The following is a 14654-nucleotide window of genomic DNA, read 5'->3' as shown; positions in this document are numbered from 1 at the left end:
ATTCAAAACGCAATAATTTGCGCATCAAATCAACCGCCCGGCCTCCAGCTCCCGCTTCAGATACGCGTAATAGATCGGTGCCGCGATCAACCCCGCCAGCCCGAACGCGGCTTCCATCGCCAGCATCGCGACCAGCAGTTCCCAGGCGCGGGCGCGGATGCGGGTGCCGACGATGCGGGCGTTGAGGAAGTACTCGAGCTTGTGGATCAGCACCAGGAAGCCCAGCGCCGCCACACCCACCCACAGCGACACCGACAGCGCCGCGATGGTCACGGCGGTGTTGGAGACCAGGTTGCCGACCACCGGCAGCAGGCCGACCACGAAGGTCACCACCACCAGGGTCTTGGCCAGCGGCACGTGGATGCCCAGCAACGGCAGCGCCCCGAGCAGGAACACCGCGGTGAAGGCGGCGTTGATCAGCGCGATCCTGACCTGGGCGAACACGATGTCGTGGAACGCCCCGGCCAGCTGGCGGCAGCGCGCGCCCAGCGCCACCGCCAGCGGCCCGGATTCGTGCACCGGGCGGGTGCGGCTGAGCGCCACGATCGCGCCCAGCACCAGGCCGATGATCACGTGCACCAGGGCGCGCGCGGTTTCCTTGCCGGCCATCTGCAGCTTGCCGGCATGCTTGTGGGTGAGGTCGACCGCCATCACGCGCAGTTCGTAGACGCTGTCCGGCAGCCAGTTGGTCAGTGCCGCGGGCAATTGCTGGCGGGCCTTCTCCACCAGCGGCATCAGCTGCTGCTGCCACAGCAGGCCGGGATCGCCGAGTTCGTGGCGGAAGAAGCTCACCGCGCCCAGCGTGAGCAGGGTCAGCACGCCCACCACCACCACGCCGAGCGCGGCGACTACCAGCATCCGCGCGCGGTCGCCGGAAATGCGCCGGCCGAACAGCGGCGCGATCGACTGCACCAGTTCGTACACCAGCAGCCCCGCCAGCAGGGCCGGCAGCAGGCGCAGCCACAGCACCAGCAGCAGGGCGACGGCGGCCAGCACGATGCTGGAAAGGTAGGTGGCGCGAGGCGGCAGGAAACTCGGTTCCATGCGACATCCGTGGCGGTGGGGAATGCGCCGAGTCTGTCAGCAGCACGCCAAGGCCGCCAGCCTCGGCGCGGTGCCGGCTGTCATGCGCCGTGTCGTACACTCCGGCCCCGCGATAGCCAGACATCGAAGAACCATGTCCCGATCCCTCCCGGCGCTGCTGGGCGCCTTCCTGCTGCTGGCCGGCTGCGCCAGCGTTTCCCATGGACCGGCCGCGCCGACCGCCCTGCCGCCGCCGGCCGCGCAGGTCCCCGCCGTCCCGGCCGACGACAACCTGAACGCGGTGGCCTGGGCGCAGACCGCGATCGAGCACGACCTGATCTACCTCGAGACCTACCGCTCGGCCCAGGCGCAGCTGCTCGCCGCGCTGCGCGATCCCGCCTGGGACGCGCTGCCCGCCGCCGACCGCGTGGCCCCGGCACGCGGCCTGAAGCCGGCCGTGGTGCTGGACATCGACGAGACCGTGCTGGACAACTCGCCCTACCAGGCGCGCCTGGTCCGCAGCGGCGGCGAATACAACGAGGCCGACTGGGCGGCCTGGTGCAAGGAGGAACGCGCCCGCGCCCTGCCCGGCGCGGTGGCGTTCACGCAGTTCGCGGCCAGCCACGGCATCGCGGTGATCTACATCTCCAACCGCGACCAGAGCCTGGACCAGGCCACCCTGGCCAACCTGCGCAAGGCGGGTTTCCCGGTGTCGGGGCCGGACGCCTTCCTCGGCCTGGGCACCTTCGTGCCGGGCTGCGAGCAGGACGGCACCGAGAAGAGCTGCCGGCGCCAGCTGATCAGCCGCAAGTACCGCGTGCTGATGCAGTTCGGCGACCAGCTCGGCGATTTCGTCAGCGCCGTCGCCAACACCGACGCCGCCCGCGCCGAGGCCGCGGCACCCTACATGGAATGGATCGGCCGCCGCTGGTTCGTGCTGCCCAACCCCACCTACGGCGCCTGGCAACCGGCCCTGTTCGGCAACGACTGGCGCGCGCCGCGCGAGGAGCGCCGCCGGCGTACCATTGACGCACTCCGTTATCAATAAATCCTTTGAAAACATTGAACTTCGACCCAACACATAAAGTATTGCCTTAGATTTTACAACTGGGTAACATCTCCCCCGCCGATCCTGCCCACCGCCCTCCGGCGTCGCAGGCAAGGCCATTTCCCTTCCGGCACTGCCGGCATGAACCCCGCGCGGCAAGCCTGCCCGTGGGGTTTTCTTTGGGCGCCGCCGCCCTTACCCTCCGCCCGTCATCGCACCCGTCCGGGTGCCACATCCCGCCGGCGCCCCAGGCGCCCCCTGCCGCGAGATCTCCCATGCGATTCCCTGCCCTGCACCGCTTCCTGTTGCCGTTCGCCGCCGCGCTGGCGCTGGCCGCCTGCCACCACCAGAACGCCGCCGAGACCTCCGGCGGCAGCACGCCGGAAGCCGCCGTGCAGGAATCGGCCCAGCTGATCCGTGACGGCGACTTCAACGGCTTCTGGAAGCACGCGCTGCCGCCGGCGGACTACGCCACCATGCGCGCCGACTGGAGCGAGCTCCGCCCGGCGGACCGGCCGATCAGCCCGGCCGACCGCGCCCGCTTCGAACAGGCCATGCGGCAACTCACCGCGCCGGACGCGGAGAAGACCCTGTACGCCGAACTGAAGCCCAAGCTCCAGCAGATGGAAAAGCAGTACAAGGACCAGATGCCGGTGATGATCGGCATCGGCCAGGCCATCGCCGGCACCGCCATCGCCCAGTCCAAGACCCTCAGCGAGGGACAGAAGAAGCAGGCCAACGACGTGCTGGCCACCCTGCTGCCGTGGGCGCAGCAGGCCCCGTGGTTCGACCAGGACAAGGCCCGGCAGGCCGTCGACGCGCTGGTGGCCACCGCCCGCCAGCTCGACCTGAAGACCCCCGACGAACTGCGCACCCTGGGCTTCGACGACGCCATGAAGAAGTACGGCGAAGCCTTCGGCGGACTGAAGAAGCTGCTGGCGATCTACGGCCTGTCGATCGACGACACGCTGGATTCGGTGAAGGCCACCACGGTCTCGGTGGAACATGGCCAGGCCCACGTGCAGATCGCCTACACCCTGCTCGGCAAGCCGCTGACCGCCGACGCGCAGATGATGCTGGACCATGGCCGTTGGTACGACGCGGCGCTGGTGCGGAGCGTGCGCCAGGCGCACGAACGGGCGCAGCAGAGCCGGGCCGCCGCCGCGGCCAGTGCGGCCGCTCCCGCGCATGCCGCCAGCATCGCGCCCGCCGCAGGCAGCAGCGCCGCCGCGCCGGCGAGCGCCGGCAGCGTGCGGGCGCCGGCCAAGGCGCCGGCGCAGCACTGATCCCCGGCCCTGCCGGTACAATGCGCCGATGCCGATGCCGAACATGATGACCGCGGACAGCCCCGCGCGCAGCCGCACGCCCTGGTGGTTCCGGGCCGCCGGATACCTGCTGGAGCCGTGGGTGCGCATCCGCCGCGAGCCGGCCGAGCCGGCCGGCCTGCTCAAGGCCGGCGCGCCGGTGTGCTACGTGATCGAGCGCGACGGCTTCTCCGACGCGCTGATCCTGGAGCGCGCCTGCCGCGAGGCCGGCCTGCCCAGCCCGATGCAGCCGCTGGCCGGCACGCGCCGGCGCCGCTCGGTGTTCGCGCTGGCCCGCCGCGACGGCCGCCTGCTCGGGCGCAACCGCCACCGTTCGCCGAACGAGCCGCTGGGCCAGCTGGCCCGCGCGCTGGAGGCCGACCCGGAGCGCGACATCCAGATCGTGCCGGTGTCGATCTACGTGGGCCGCGCCCCGGGCCGCGAATCCGGCTGGTTCAGCGTGCTGTTTTCCGAGAACTGGGTCGTGGTGGGCCGTTTCCGCCGCCTGCTGGCGGTGCTGCTGAACGGGCGCGACACGGTGGTGCACTTCTCCGCCCCGGTCTCGCTGCGCGCGGTGCTGGACGAGGGCGGCGACGTACGCCCGGAGCGCTTCGCGCGCAAGATCGCGCGCGTACTGCGCACCCACTTCCGGCGCATCCGCGCGGCGGTGATCGGGCCCGACCTCTCGCACCGGCGCACCGTGGTCGATTCGGTGCTCAACGCCGAGCCGGTGCGCGCCGCCATCGCCGCCACCGCGGCGAAGGAGAAGATCAGCCACGCCAGGGCCTGGCGCAACGCGCACAAGCTCATGCTGGAGATCGCCGCCGACTACTCGCACCCGGTGGTGCGCTCGGCATCGCTGCTGCTCAGCAACTTCTGGAACAAGCTGTACGACGGCATCACCATGCACCACTTCGACAAGGCCCGCGCCGTCGCGCCCGGCCACGAAGTGGTCTACGTGCCCAGCCACCGCAGCCACGCCGACTACCTGCTGATGAGCTACCAGCTGCACATGTCGGGCGTGGTGCCGCCGCACATCGCGGCGGGCGTGAACCTCAACCTGCCGCTGATCGGCCCGTTCCTGCGCCGCGGCGGCGCGTTCTTCCTGCGCCGCACCTTCAAGGGCAACGCGCTGTACTCGGTGATCTTCAACGAGTACGTGGCCCAGCTGATCGACCGCGGCGTGCCGATGGAGTATTTCATCGAGGGGGGCCGCTCGCGCACCGGCCGCCTGCTGGCGCCGCGCGCCGGCATGCTGGTGATGACCGTGCGCGCCTTCCTGCGCGCGCCGCGCCGTCCGGTGCTGTTCCAGCCCGTCTACATCGGTTACGAGAAGCTGATGGAGGGCAAGAGCTATGCCGGCGAGCTGTCCGGCAAGCCGAAGGAGAAGGAATCCCTGCTCGGCCTGCTGAAGGGCCTGAAGGTGCTGCGCCAGCGCTACGGCCACGTGGCGCTGAACTTCGGCGAGCCGATCGAGCTGAACCCGCTGCTGGACGAGGCCGCCGCCGACTGGCGCAGCGTCAGCGGGGATCCCGACGCCAGGCCGGAATGGCTGAACGGCGTGGTCGACCGCCTGGCCGAGAAGATCCAGGTCAACATCAACCGCGCCGCCGACGTGAACCCCATCAACCTGCTGGCGCTGGCCCTGCTGGCCACGCCCAAGCACGCGATGGCCGAGAACGACCTGCTGGCGCAGTTGGAGCTGACCAAGGCCCTGCTGGAGGAGCTGCCGTACTCCGACCGCGTCACCCTGACCCCGATGGACCCGGCCGCGATCGTCGCCTACGGCGAGCAGATGGGCTGGATCCGCCGCGTGGCGCACCCGCTGGGCGACGTGCTGGTGGCCGACGACGAGCCTGCGGTGCTGCTCAGCTATTTCCGCAACAACGTGCTGCACCTGGTCGCCACCGCGGCCTGGGTGGCCTGCTGCTTCCTCAACAACCGGCGCATGACGCGGGCCTCGATCCTGCGCCTGGGCCGGATCATCTACCCGTTCATCCAGGGCGAGCTGTTCCTGCCCTGGGACGAGGACGGCTTCGCCGCGCAGCTGCAGGCCACCATCGACTTCTTCGTGCGCCGCGGCCTGCTGGAAACCGCCAGCGAGGGCCGCGTGCTGGAGCGCGGTCCCGGGCAGGACGACGCCGCGTTCCGACTCAAGGTGATCGCACGCAGCCTGATCCAGGCCTTCGAGCGCTACTACATTGCCATCGCCGCATTGGCCAAGCACGGCCCGCACGCAATCACCGCGGCCGAGCTGGAGAAGGCCTGCACGCTCACCGCGCAGCGGCTCAGCCTGCTCAGCGAGCAGACCGCGCCCGAGTTCTTCGACAAGGCGCTGTTCCGCGGCTTCATCCAGAAGCTGCGCGAGCGCGGCGTGATGTGGACCGACGACGACGGCAAGCTCGACTACGACAGCGCGCTGGAGGACATGGTGCGCGACGCACGGGTGATCCTGGCGCGCGAGATGCGCCACTCCATCCTCAAGATCACCGGCGGCGAAGAGCGGGAATCGCCGCGACCCGCGGCATCCGCCGCCGAGCCCGAAGCCACCGGCACGGAACTGCACGAGCGGCACGTGGAGGCCGAGCGGCAGGAACACGCCGCCGACGCCGAGCGCAGGCACTGACTCTGAAGCCCCTCTCCCGCTTGCGGACGCGGGGAAGGGCCATGGATGGCCCTGCTTTGAGGAGCGAGGAAGAGGAATTGGGGAGAGGGCGCGGCAACGCCGCCACGCCCCGCTCCGCCCGCACCTCTCCCGGCTGCCGCCACCCTCTCCCACGAGTGGGAGAGGGATGCACTCGGAAGCGCCCGGCTCAGCGCGCCGTGCCCGTGCCTTGCCCCAGCAGCGTGCCGTTCACCACGGTGCCGTACAGCGACTGCGGCGTGTCGTGGTATTTCGCGCGCGTGGCCTGCACCGAGCCTTCGTAGCGCGGGTCCTGCGGGCGCTCGTGGGCGTCCATGAAGTACGCCACGTCCCAGGCGTCCTGGTCGCTCAGCGTATCGCCCCGGCCCAGCGGCATGTTGGCCTTGATGAAGCCCGCCGCGTTGTTCACCTGGTGCATGCCCGCGCCCCAGTTGAACGAACCCGGCCCCCACAGCGGCGGAAACACCGTGCGACCAGCCACCCGCTGACCCTGGCCATCGGCGCCGTGGCATAGCGCGCAGTCGCGCTTGAACACCGTCTCGCCGCGCGCGTAATCGGGCGCCTGCGCCGGCCGGGGCAGCTTCGGATAGCCGCGCCCGGGCAACGCCTTGCCCACCGGCGCACCCTGCGACAGCCAGTAGGCGTAGCTTTCCAGCGCCACCAGCACCGGGTCGCCGGCCGGCGGCGCCTTGCCGTTCATGCTGAAGCGGAAGCAGCCCTGCAGGCGCTCGGCGAAGGTGTTCACGTGGCGGTTCTTGCTGCGGTACGCGGGATACATCGGCCACGCGCCCCACATCGGCGCGGCGTTCGCCAGCCGGCCGGCGTCGAGGTGGCAGTTCTCGCAGCTCAGGTGGTTGCCCACCCAGGCGGCGGCATACTTGTCCGGCTCGAGGAAGATCTTCCGGCCCAGTTCCACCTGCTTGCCGAAGTCGTCGTCAGGAATGGCGGAGTCCGGCGGCGGCGTGAAAGCGATCGCCTTGGGCGCGGCCTTTGCCTGCCGGGTAGACGACGACGCCGATGCGGCGGCGCTTGCCGCCGAGACCGGCGCCGCGGGCGGAGCCGGCTGTCCGTCGCGGCCGCAACCGGCCAGCAGCATGAGCAGCACGGATGCGGCGGCCAGTTGCCGGCCGGGTTTCGCGAAGACGGGCGTCATGGCTGCTGTCCTCCCGCGACGGGCTGCGCGGCGTACCACGCACTGACCGCCGCGATGTCGGCCTCGTCGAGCTTGCCGGCCACCGCCTGCATCAGCTGCAGCGGATCGTTGCGGCGCATGCCCTTCTGCCAGGCGTGCAACTGGTTGGCGATATAGACGGCCGATTGCCCGGCCAGCGGCGGGAAGTGCCCGCCCACGCCGACGCCACCGGGTCCGTGGCATTGCCCGCACCCCGGCAGGCCGTGCGACCAGCGCCCACGCGTGGCGAGCCGTTCGCCCAGCGCTTCCTGCCGTGGATCCGTCACCGGTGTTGTCGACATGGCCGGCACCGGCAGCTTGCTGTAGTACGCCGCCAGTGCGGCGCGCTCGTCTTGGCTCAATCCCGCCGCCACCGGCTGCATGGTGGCGTTGCGGCGCGTGCCATGGGCGAAGTCGTCGAGCTGCTTGAGCAGGTAGGCCGACGGCAAGCCCGCCAGGCGCGGGAAGCCCGCCGCCGGCTGGCCGCCGCCGTCGGCGTTGTGGCAGGCCGCGCACGGCGCCACGCCGCGGCCGTTGCCCTGGCGCGCGATGGTCGCGCCGTCGGGCGTGCCGGCCGACGCGGCGCCGGCGAGCAGCAGTCCGGCGAGGCCGGCGATCCACGGCGCCGCCTTCATGGCCGCGGCGGCTGGAAGCCGTACTTGCGGTATACCGCCTGCGCGGCGGGCGACTGCATGAAGGCGAAGAAATCCTTCGCCGCCTGCGGGTGCGGCGCGTCCTTCATGCGCGCGGCGGTGTAGGTGGCCACCGCGTTCTGCGCCGCGGGAATCGCCACCGTCTCCACCGGGTGGTGCAGGATATGCTGCTGGAAATACGCCTCGGTGGCCCATACCGGGGCCGCGTCGGACTCGCCCTGCAGCACGCGCAGCGGTGACTGGCGGTGGTGGATGTGGGTGAGGAAGGTGCTGCCGTCCTTGACCTTGGTCACCATCACGGCGTGGTCCAGCGCCTCGCCGCCGGCCTTGCGGTAGCTGGCCTCGATCTGCTTCGCAATGCCTTCCCATGCAGGGTTGGGCATGCTTACGCGCACCTCGGGCCGGGCCAGGTCCTGCAGTCCTTCGACGTGCTTCGGGTTGCCCCTGGCGACCAGGATCGCCAGCGGGTTGCGCGCGTAGTCGGCGGTGGCGGCGAACCAGTGGTGCTCCTTCTGCCGCGCGGCGATGGCGCCCTTGCCGGCGGTGTAGATGTCCGGCTTCAGCGCGATGCGCAGGTTGCCCATCACCAGCGAACCCGTCTCGATCTGCTTCGCCAGGATCCCCGGCGGCAGCGTCTCGACGTAGATGCGCGTGTACTGCGGATAGGCCTGCTTGAACGCCGCCACCAGGTCGTGCACCACCATGAACTGGTTGCCGGCGAAGAACACGGTGAGCTGCGGATCGACCACGTCGCCGTGCAGGTCGGCGATCGCGTCCACCGGCGGCACGCTGAAGTGCTCGCCGCCGGCGGGCGGCGGGTTCCACGGCGGCAGGTAATCGGCCTGGCCGGCGGACGCGCCGGCGCAGGCGGCGGCCAGCACGCCGGCCAGCAGCGCGCGGCGCCAGCGGGGAGCGGCATGCCTCGCCATCGTCCGCCCCCTCACAGCGGCATCAGGGCGTAGCCCTGCTGTTCCAGTTCGGTGATGGTGGTGAGCGCGGACAGCGCCACGTCCACGTCCTTCGCCACCCAGTCGTCCTGGAAGTGGTTCTCGGCCACCGCCTGCCCGCACACCGCCACGGTGACGCCGGCCTTGCGCAGCTGCGCGATCACCGGCAGGTTGGGATTGGCCGTGCCGAACTTCGCGCGGTAGTGCGCGTCGTCCAGCACCAGCGCGGTGGCCGGCCCGTAGGCGATGGCGACGAACTTCAGGTGGTCCAGCGGCACGCCGGCCGCGGCGTACAGGTTCACCGTGCGGGCCACGCGTTCCAGCGCGGGATTGACCTGGTCCGGCTTGCCCGGCTTGGTCATGCCGAACACCACCTTGTAGGTGGCATTGCGGTCGGGCTGGAAGGCCGCGTGCGGCAGCGGGTGGAAGTTGCCCGCGGCGGTGATCGCCTGCGCCGGCGCCGCGGCGGCGGCAGCGCCCAGCAGCAGGCCGAGCGCGCCGACGAGGAGGGGAATGGGACGGTTCATACGGGCTTCCTCCGGTGAAGGTTCGTGACGTGGGCGCAACGCTACGCCCGCGGCACCGATAAGGCCACTTCATGTTCCGTATACGGCGCATAAGAACGCCTTATCCCCCTCGCCGATCCTGTAGCATGCGCCCCATGAGCGAGCAGCAAACCACCCATTTCGGCTTCCGCGACGTGCCCGTCGCCGAGAAACAGAAGCTGGTCGGCCAGGTGTTCACCTCGGTCGCGCGCAACTACGACCTGATGAACGACCTGATGTCGTTCGGCATCCACCGCCTGTGGAAGCGCCACTTCGTGGCGGTGAGCGGCGTGCGCAAGGGCGACCGCGTGCTGGACCTCGCCGGCGGCACCGGCGACATCGCTGCCCTGCTCAAGCCGGTGGTGGGCGAGGATGGCGAGGTGGTGGTGGGCGACATCAACGCCGCCATGCTCGGCGTGGGCCGCGACCGGCTCACCGACCGCGGCCTGGTCGGCGGCCTGCGCTGGGCCCAGCTCAACGCCGAATGCCTGCCGTTCCCGGACAACTCGTTCGATGCGGTGACCATGGCCTTCGGCCTGCGCAACGTCACCGACAAGGACAAGGCGCTGGCCGACATCTGCCGCGTGCTCAAGCCCGGCGGCCGCGCGCTGGTGCTGGAGTTCTCGCGCGTGCAGAGCGAGCTGTTCGGCAAGCTCTACGACTTCCACTCGTTCAAGGTGCTGCCGAGGCTGGGCCGCCTGTTCGCCGGCGACGCCGACAGCTACCAATACCTGGCCGAGTCGATCCGCAAGCATCCCGACCAGGAGACGCTGAAAGGGATGATGGAGCGCGCCGGCTTCGGGCGGGTGGAGGTGCGCAACCTCAGCCACGGCATCGTGGCCATGCACAGGGCGTACAAGCTCTAGCCACCCGCAGGTCCGCCGCAAAGCACGAAGGTACGAACCCGCCCGGCGCGATGGCCTCCTCTCCCCTCCGGGGAGAGGATTGAGGTGAGGGGCGGGTGCTCGCGGAAGCGCACAGCGAAGGCGCGCTCCGGTGCAGAACTCTCGCGAGGTTGCCCCCTCACCCCGGCCCTCTCCCCGGAGGGGAGAGGGAGAAAGGCCCTGCGCCTATGCGGAGCGACGCAAATCCTCCAGCCATACGCCCGCGCGCCGTGCCTCGTCCTCGTGCTCCGGGTCGCGCCAGGACTCGGCCAGCGCGGCGGCGTACCACTCGCACATCGCGGGCAGGTCGAGCAGGCGTTGCGCGTAGGCCATCGACGCTTCGTCCAGCACCAGGCCGTAGCTCTGGATGCGGAACGCCACCGGCGCGTAGAACGCATCCACCGCGGTGAACGCGGTGCCGGCCAGGAACGGGCCGCCGAAGCGCGCCAGTCCCTCGTTCCACAGCTCGCCGAGGCGGGCGATGTCCTTGCGCAGAGCCGCGTCCGGCGCGTCGACGCGCACGCGCACGCCGCAGTTCATCGTGCACACGCTGCGCAGCGCGGGGAAGCCCGAGTGCATCTCCGCCGCCGCGCAGCGCGCCCAGGCGCGCGCGGCGGCGGCGGCCGGCCATGCGCCGGGATGGCGCTCGGCGAGGTATTCGGCGATCGCCAGCGAGTCCCACACCGTGACGTCGCCGTCGCGCAGGCACGGCACCTTGCCGGTGGGCGAGAACGCCCGGAACGCGTCCCAGCTCGCGCCCGCGCCGCCGGCGAACGGCACCAGCGTCTCGGCGAACGGGATGTCCAGCGCGCGCATCAGCACCCAGGGCCGCAGCGACCACGAGGAGTAGTTCTTGTTGGCGATATGAAGCTCGTACATCCTGGTTCCCCTTCTCGATGGATGGATCGTGCTCACGGCGTCTTGCACGCCCCGGCAGCCTGCACCGCCGCCGGCGCCACGGTACGCCGCCGCGCGTTCGCCAGCACCACGCCGCCGATCACGATGGCGCCGCCCGCCAGCACCACGACGCCGGGAATCTCGTGCAGCCACAGCCAGCCGATCGCGATGGCGATCGGCGGCGACAGGTAGATGAAGCTGGATACCCGCGACGCGCTGGCGCGGTGCACCGCGAGATTCCACGCCAGGTAGCCCACGAAGCTGGGCGCGATGCCCAGCCACAGCAGCGCGGCGGCATGCGGCCACGGCGCCGCGGCCAGCGCCCACGGCAGCCGCCAGCCGAACGGCAGCGTGGCCAGGGTGCCGGCGAAGAAGGTGCAGGCGGTGACGACGAGCGTGCCATGGCGTGCGAACAGCGGCTTCTGTCCCACGAAGTAGACCGCCGAGGCGAGCACGCAGACCAGCACCAGCAGCGCCTTCGGATCGGCCTCCACGCGCTGGCCGCTGGCCAGCACCACCATGACCGTGCCGGCCAGCGCCACGCCCAGCCCGACCCAGGTGCGCAGGCCCAGCCGCTCGCGCAGCCACAGCGCCGACACCGCCGCGGTGGCGGCCGGCACCAGCGAGATGATGATCGCCGCGGTGCCGCTGGCGATGCGCGTTTCCGCGTAGTTCAGGCAGACGTGGTAGACGGTCAGGCCGACCACGCCGAGCAGCGCCAGCCGCGGCCAGTCGCGCCATGCCGGCAGCGGCACGCGCCGGATCGCCAGCAGCGCCGCGAAGCACAGCGAGGCGATCAGCAGCCGCGCCAGCGCCACCTCGCCCGGGGTGAACGAAGGCAGCGCGTAGGCGATCGCGGCGTAGGCCGACGACCAGGTGAGCAGGGCGACGGCAATGGCGAGCAGCGCGCCGCCGTCGAGGCGCTCGGTGGGACTCATGCAGGTGGATTCCGCTGGGTGGGGGACGTGCGCATCCTAGTCTTGGCCCGAGGGCCGCGGAATAATGGATCGACATGCCGACGCGCGGTTTCGCCGTCGATCGAAACATCGCCCGAGGATTCCGACCTTGGTTTCGAAACCCGAACTGGACCACAAGGACTGGCAGATCCTGGAGGCCCTGCAGCACGACGCGCGCCTGGGCTACGCCGAGCTGGGACGCACGGTGCGGCTGTCCGCGCCGGCGGTGGCCGAGCGCGTGAAGCGGCTGGAGGAGGCCGGCGTCATCGCCGGCTACCGCGCGGTGGTGGAGCCGAAGCGGCTGGGCTACGCCATCGACGCGATGGTGCGGCTGCGCTGCGACGGCGGCATCTGCGCCCGCATCGGCCAGCACGTGGCGGACATCCACGAGGTGCTCGACTGCCGCCGCCTGGCCGGCGAGGACTCCGCCCTGCTGCACGTGGTGGCGATGTCCATCGCGCACCTGGAAAGCGTGCTCGACCGGCTGCTGAAGATCCATCCCAGCGTCAGCACGACCACCCTGGTGGTGCTGCAGTCGCCGCACACCCGGCGCCCGATCACCCGCGCGATGTGGGACGCGGCGCGCGCGCTGTCGCACGATTGAATGCCGGTGCGCGGCGCCTGCGTGGCATGCAGGCGCCGCGCGCATCCGGTACTTTTGCCGGACGCGCCGGTCCGTCGCCTCCGCACATACTGCCGGCCCGCCCTTCGCCATCGACGCCCGCCATGACCGAGAAAAAGCCGCCCACCACCGACGCCACTCACGCCACCGAGGCTCCCGCGGACCCCGCGCGCCGGCGCCTGCTCGGCGGCATGGCGCTGGCCGGCGCCGCGCTGGCCGCCGGCGGTTGCCAGCGGCAGGACGCGACGGGCAAGACCGCCGCCTCCGCGGCTGCCTCCGCCGCCACGCCGCGCGACGAGGCCGCGTTCGACGCCGCGCTGCGCGAGCACATCCGCCACGTGGTGGTGATCTACGCCGAGAACCGCAGCTTCAACAACCTGTTCGCCGACTTCCCCGGGTTGCAGAGCCCGCTCTCCGCGCTGAAGCCCGAGCAGTACCGCCAGCTCGACCGCGATGGCACGCCGCTGGCCACGCTGCCGCCGATCTGGCGTGGACTGGTGCCGCACGAGCAGGTGGTGAACCACCGCACCTGGCAGATCGGCGAGGACGCCATCACCGGCCTGCCCAACGCGCCGTTCGCACTGGCCGCGCCGGACGGCACGCCGCTGCCGCACGGCGTGGTCACGCGCGACCTGTGGCACCGCTTCTACGAGAACCAGCGACAGATCAACGGCGGCCGGAACGACGGCTTCGTCGCCTGGGGCGACAGCGGCGCGCTGGTGATGGGCCACTACGGCGACAGCGCCGGCAACCTGCGCCTGTGGCGGCTGGCGCAGCAGTACACCCTCTGCGACAACTTCTTCATGGGCGCCTTCGGCGGCTCCTTCCTCAACCACCAGTACCTGGTGGCCGCGCAGCCGCCGTTCTACCCGCACGCCGACCAGGGCCCGGCGAAATTCCAGATCGCGCGGCTGGAGGGCGACGACCCTGCCGGCATCGTGCTGAAGCTGGCCGGGGATTCGCCCGCCAGCGCGATGCAGGGCCGCCCCAAGGCCGCCGGCCCCAGCGCGCTCACGCCGGACTTCTGGGCGGTGAACACGATGGGCCCGGCCTACGCGCCGGCCTTCACCCGCGACCCGGCCAACCCGGCGCTGGCCGATCCCAACGACTACGGCACGCTGCCGCCGCAGGAGCACGCCACCATCGGCGACCGGCTCAGCGCCAAGGGCATCGACTGGGCGTGGTACGCCGGCGGCTGGCAGATGGCGCTGGACGGCCACGGCGACGAGGGCCTCAGCGCCGAGTTCCCGCCAAGCCCCAACTTCCAGGTGCACCACCAGCCATTCAACTACTTCAAGTCGTTCGCGCCCGGCACCGCGGCGCGCACGCAGCACCTGCGCGACGGCGGCACCGGCGAAACCGCGAACACCAACCGCCTGCTCGCCGACATCGCCGCCGGCACGCTGCCCGCGGTGACCTTCTACAAGCCGCAGGGCGACCTCAACCTGCACGCCGGCTATTCCGACGTGGAGGCGGGCGACCGCCACATCACCCAGGTGGTCGATGCCCTGCGGAAAAGCCCGCTGTGGCCGCAGACCCTGGTCGTCATCACCGTGGACGAGAACGGCGGCTGGTGGGACCACGTGGCACCGCCCAGGGGCGACCGCTGGGGGCCGGGCACGCGCATCCCCGCGCTGGTCGTGTCGCCGCACGCCAAACGCGGGCACGTGGAGCACACGATCTACGACACCGGCTCGATCCAGCGCTTCCTCAACCGCCGCTTCGGGCTGGAACCGCTGCCCGGCATCGTGATGCGCGACAAGGCGATGGTCGCCGCCGGCGGCAAGGCGCCGGGCGACCTCACCGAGACGCTGCAGTTCGGCGCCTGACCCCCTCCCGACCTCCCCCTGCAAGCAGGGGGAGGCGTCCACCCCGCCACCGGCCGGACATCTCCCTCCCCTGCCTGCAGGGGAGGGCCGGGGAGGGGTAAGGCTTTTCCCGCCCCACCCGGATCCCCGCC

At 71.2% G+C, this 14654-nt stretch carries 13 protein-coding genes; 6 read left to right on the top strand and 7 right to left on the bottom strand.

The genetic code is table 11. The features are described 5' to 3' along the window. Positions 1 to 24 precede the first annotated feature (24 nt). Positions 25 to 1044: an AI-2E family transporter gene (locus QMK61_RS08755; protein ID WP_302071810.1), complete on the bottom strand. Its 1020-nt coding sequence runs from the start codon at positions 1042 to 1044 to the stop codon at positions 25 to 27. A 133-nt stretch (positions 1045 to 1177) separates the two neighbouring features. On the opposite strand from QMK61_RS08755, the gene QMK61_RS08750 reads away from it, so the two are divergent. From QMK61_RS08750 to plsB, 3 genes are all read left to right on the top strand, one after another. Continuing rightward, positions 1178 to 2071, top strand: coding sequence for an HAD family acid phosphatase (locus QMK61_RS08750; RefSeq protein ID WP_302071809.1), 894 nt, complete (start codon positions 1178 to 1180; stop codon positions 2069 to 2071). Between the two features lie 275 nt (positions 2072 to 2346). Next, positions 2347 to 3357 carry a hypothetical protein gene (locus QMK61_RS08745; protein WP_302071808.1) on the top strand — a complete coding sequence of 337 codons (1011 nt, stop codon included), beginning with the start codon at positions 2347 to 2349 and terminating at the stop codon, positions 3355 to 3357. Positions 3358 to 3391: 34 nt separating this feature from the next. Further along, a complete protein-coding gene (gene plsB, locus QMK61_RS08740; RefSeq protein WP_302071913.1) occupies positions 3392 to 6001 on the top strand; it encodes a glycerol-3-phosphate 1-O-acyltransferase PlsB in 2610 nt (869 codons plus the stop codon). 187 nt (positions 6002 to 6188) lie between these two features. Here the strand turns inward: plsB and QMK61_RS08735 are convergent, their stop codons facing one another. From QMK61_RS08735 to QMK61_RS08720, 4 genes are read right to left on the bottom strand one after another with little or no spacing between them, the layout of a single operon-like run. Then, the gene (locus QMK61_RS08735; protein ID WP_302071807.1) at positions 6189 to 7172 is read right to left on the bottom strand and encodes a c-type cytochrome; all 984 of its coding nucleotides are present in this window, start codon (positions 7170 to 7172) and stop codon (positions 6189 to 6191) included. Next, positions 7169 to 7825: a c-type cytochrome gene (locus tag QMK61_RS08730; RefSeq protein WP_302071806.1), complete on the bottom strand. Its 657-nt coding sequence runs from the start codon at positions 7823 to 7825 to the stop codon at positions 7169 to 7171. Before QMK61_RS08730 ends, QMK61_RS08735 begins: the two co-directional genes overlap by 4 nt. Continuing rightward, entirely contained in the window at positions 7822 to 8772 is a 951-nt protein-coding gene (locus QMK61_RS08725; RefSeq protein ID WP_302071805.1) for a substrate-binding domain-containing protein, read from the bottom strand. Before QMK61_RS08725 ends, QMK61_RS08730 begins: the two co-directional genes overlap by 4 nt. An 11-nt stretch (positions 8773 to 8783) precedes the next feature. Continuing rightward, positions 8784 to 9317, bottom strand: a complete 534-nt coding sequence (locus tag QMK61_RS08720) for a DsrE family protein (protein WP_302071804.1) — start codon at positions 9315 to 9317, stop codon at positions 8784 to 8786. A gap of 134 nt (positions 9318 to 9451) precedes the next feature. On the opposite strand from QMK61_RS08720, the gene ubiE reads away from it, so the two are divergent. Beyond that, entirely contained in the window at positions 9452 to 10201 is a 750-nt protein-coding gene (ubiE, locus tag QMK61_RS08715; RefSeq protein WP_302071803.1) for a bifunctional demethylmenaquinone methyltransferase/2-methoxy-6-polyprenyl-1,4-benzoquinol methylase UbiE, read from the top strand. Positions 10202 to 10405: 204 nt separating this feature from the next. On the opposite strand, the gene QMK61_RS08710 is transcribed toward ubiE, so the two are convergent. Continuing rightward, positions 10406 to 11098, bottom strand: a complete 693-nt coding sequence (locus tag QMK61_RS08710; RefSeq protein ID WP_302071802.1) for a glutathione S-transferase family protein — start codon at positions 11096 to 11098, stop codon at positions 10406 to 10408. A gap of 32 nt (positions 11099 to 11130) precedes the next feature. After that, the gene (locus QMK61_RS08705) at positions 11131 to 12054 is read right to left on the bottom strand and encodes an EamA family transporter (RefSeq protein WP_302071801.1); all 924 of its coding nucleotides are present in this window, start codon (positions 12052 to 12054) and stop codon (positions 11131 to 11133) included. Positions 12055 to 12181: 127 nt separating this feature from the next. Here QMK61_RS08705 and QMK61_RS08700 point away from each other — a divergent pair, with 127 nt between their 5' ends. Continuing rightward, positions 12182 to 12676, top strand: a complete 495-nt coding sequence (locus QMK61_RS08700) for an Lrp/AsnC family transcriptional regulator (RefSeq protein WP_302071800.1) — start codon at positions 12182 to 12184, stop codon at positions 12674 to 12676. Positions 12677 to 12798: 122 nt separating this feature from the next. After that, complete coding sequence (acpA, locus tag QMK61_RS08695; RefSeq protein WP_302071799.1) at positions 12799 to 14523, top strand: acid phosphatase; 1725 nt, start codon at positions 12799 to 12801, stop codon at positions 14521 to 14523. Positions 14524 to 14654: the final 131 nt, after the last annotated feature.

The sequence above is a fragment of the Fulvimonas sp. R45 genome (assembly GCF_030504985.1).
In the GTDB taxonomy this organism is placed as follows: domain Bacteria; phylum Pseudomonadota; class Gammaproteobacteria; order Xanthomonadales; family Rhodanobacteraceae; genus Rhodanobacter_A.
Note: the sequence above shows the minus strand (reverse complement) of the source record. Positions and strands in the feature narration are given on the sequence as shown.

Bases quoted from the DNA above. Each gene is read 5' to 3' on its own strand.
- QMK61_RS08725 (WP_302071805.1), bottom strand. From the start codon at position 8,772: ATGGCGAGGCATGCCGCTCCCCGCTGGCGCCGCGCGCTGCTGGCCGGC.
- QMK61_RS08750 (WP_302071809.1), top strand. From the start codon at position 1,178: ATGTCCCGATCCCTCCCGGCGCTGCTGGGCGCCTTCCTGCTGCTGGCC.
- ubiE (WP_302071803.1), top strand. From the start codon at position 9,452: ATGAGCGAGCAGCAAACCACCCATTTCGGCTTCCGCGACGTGCCCGTC.
- QMK61_RS08720 (WP_302071804.1), bottom strand. From the start codon at position 9,317: ATGAACCGTCCCATTCCCCTCCTCGTCGGCGCGCTCGGCCTGCTGCTG.
- QMK61_RS08730 (WP_302071806.1), bottom strand. From the start codon at position 7,825: ATGAAGGCGGCGCCGTGGATCGCCGGCCTCGCCGGACTGCTGCTCGCC.
- plsB (WP_302071913.1), top strand. From the start codon at position 3,392: ATGCCGAACATGATGACCGCGGACAGCCCCGCGCGCAGCCGCACGCCC.
- QMK61_RS08755 (WP_302071810.1), bottom strand. From the start codon at position 1,044: ATGGAACCGAGTTTCCTGCCGCCTCGCGCCACCTACCTTTCCAGCATC.
- QMK61_RS08735 (WP_302071807.1), bottom strand. From the start codon at position 7,172: ATGACGCCCGTCTTCGCGAAACCCGGCCGGCAACTGGCCGCCGCATCC.
- acpA (WP_302071799.1), top strand. From the start codon at position 12,799: ATGACCGAGAAAAAGCCGCCCACCACCGACGCCACTCACGCCACCGAG.
- QMK61_RS08710 (WP_302071802.1), bottom strand. From the start codon at position 11,098: ATGTACGAGCTTCATATCGCCAACAAGAACTACTCCTCGTGGTCGCTG.
- QMK61_RS08745 (WP_302071808.1), top strand. From the start codon at position 2,347: ATGCGATTCCCTGCCCTGCACCGCTTCCTGTTGCCGTTCGCCGCCGCG.
- QMK61_RS08705 (WP_302071801.1), bottom strand. From the start codon at position 12,054: ATGAGTCCCACCGAGCGCCTCGACGGCGGCGCGCTGCTCGCCATTGCC.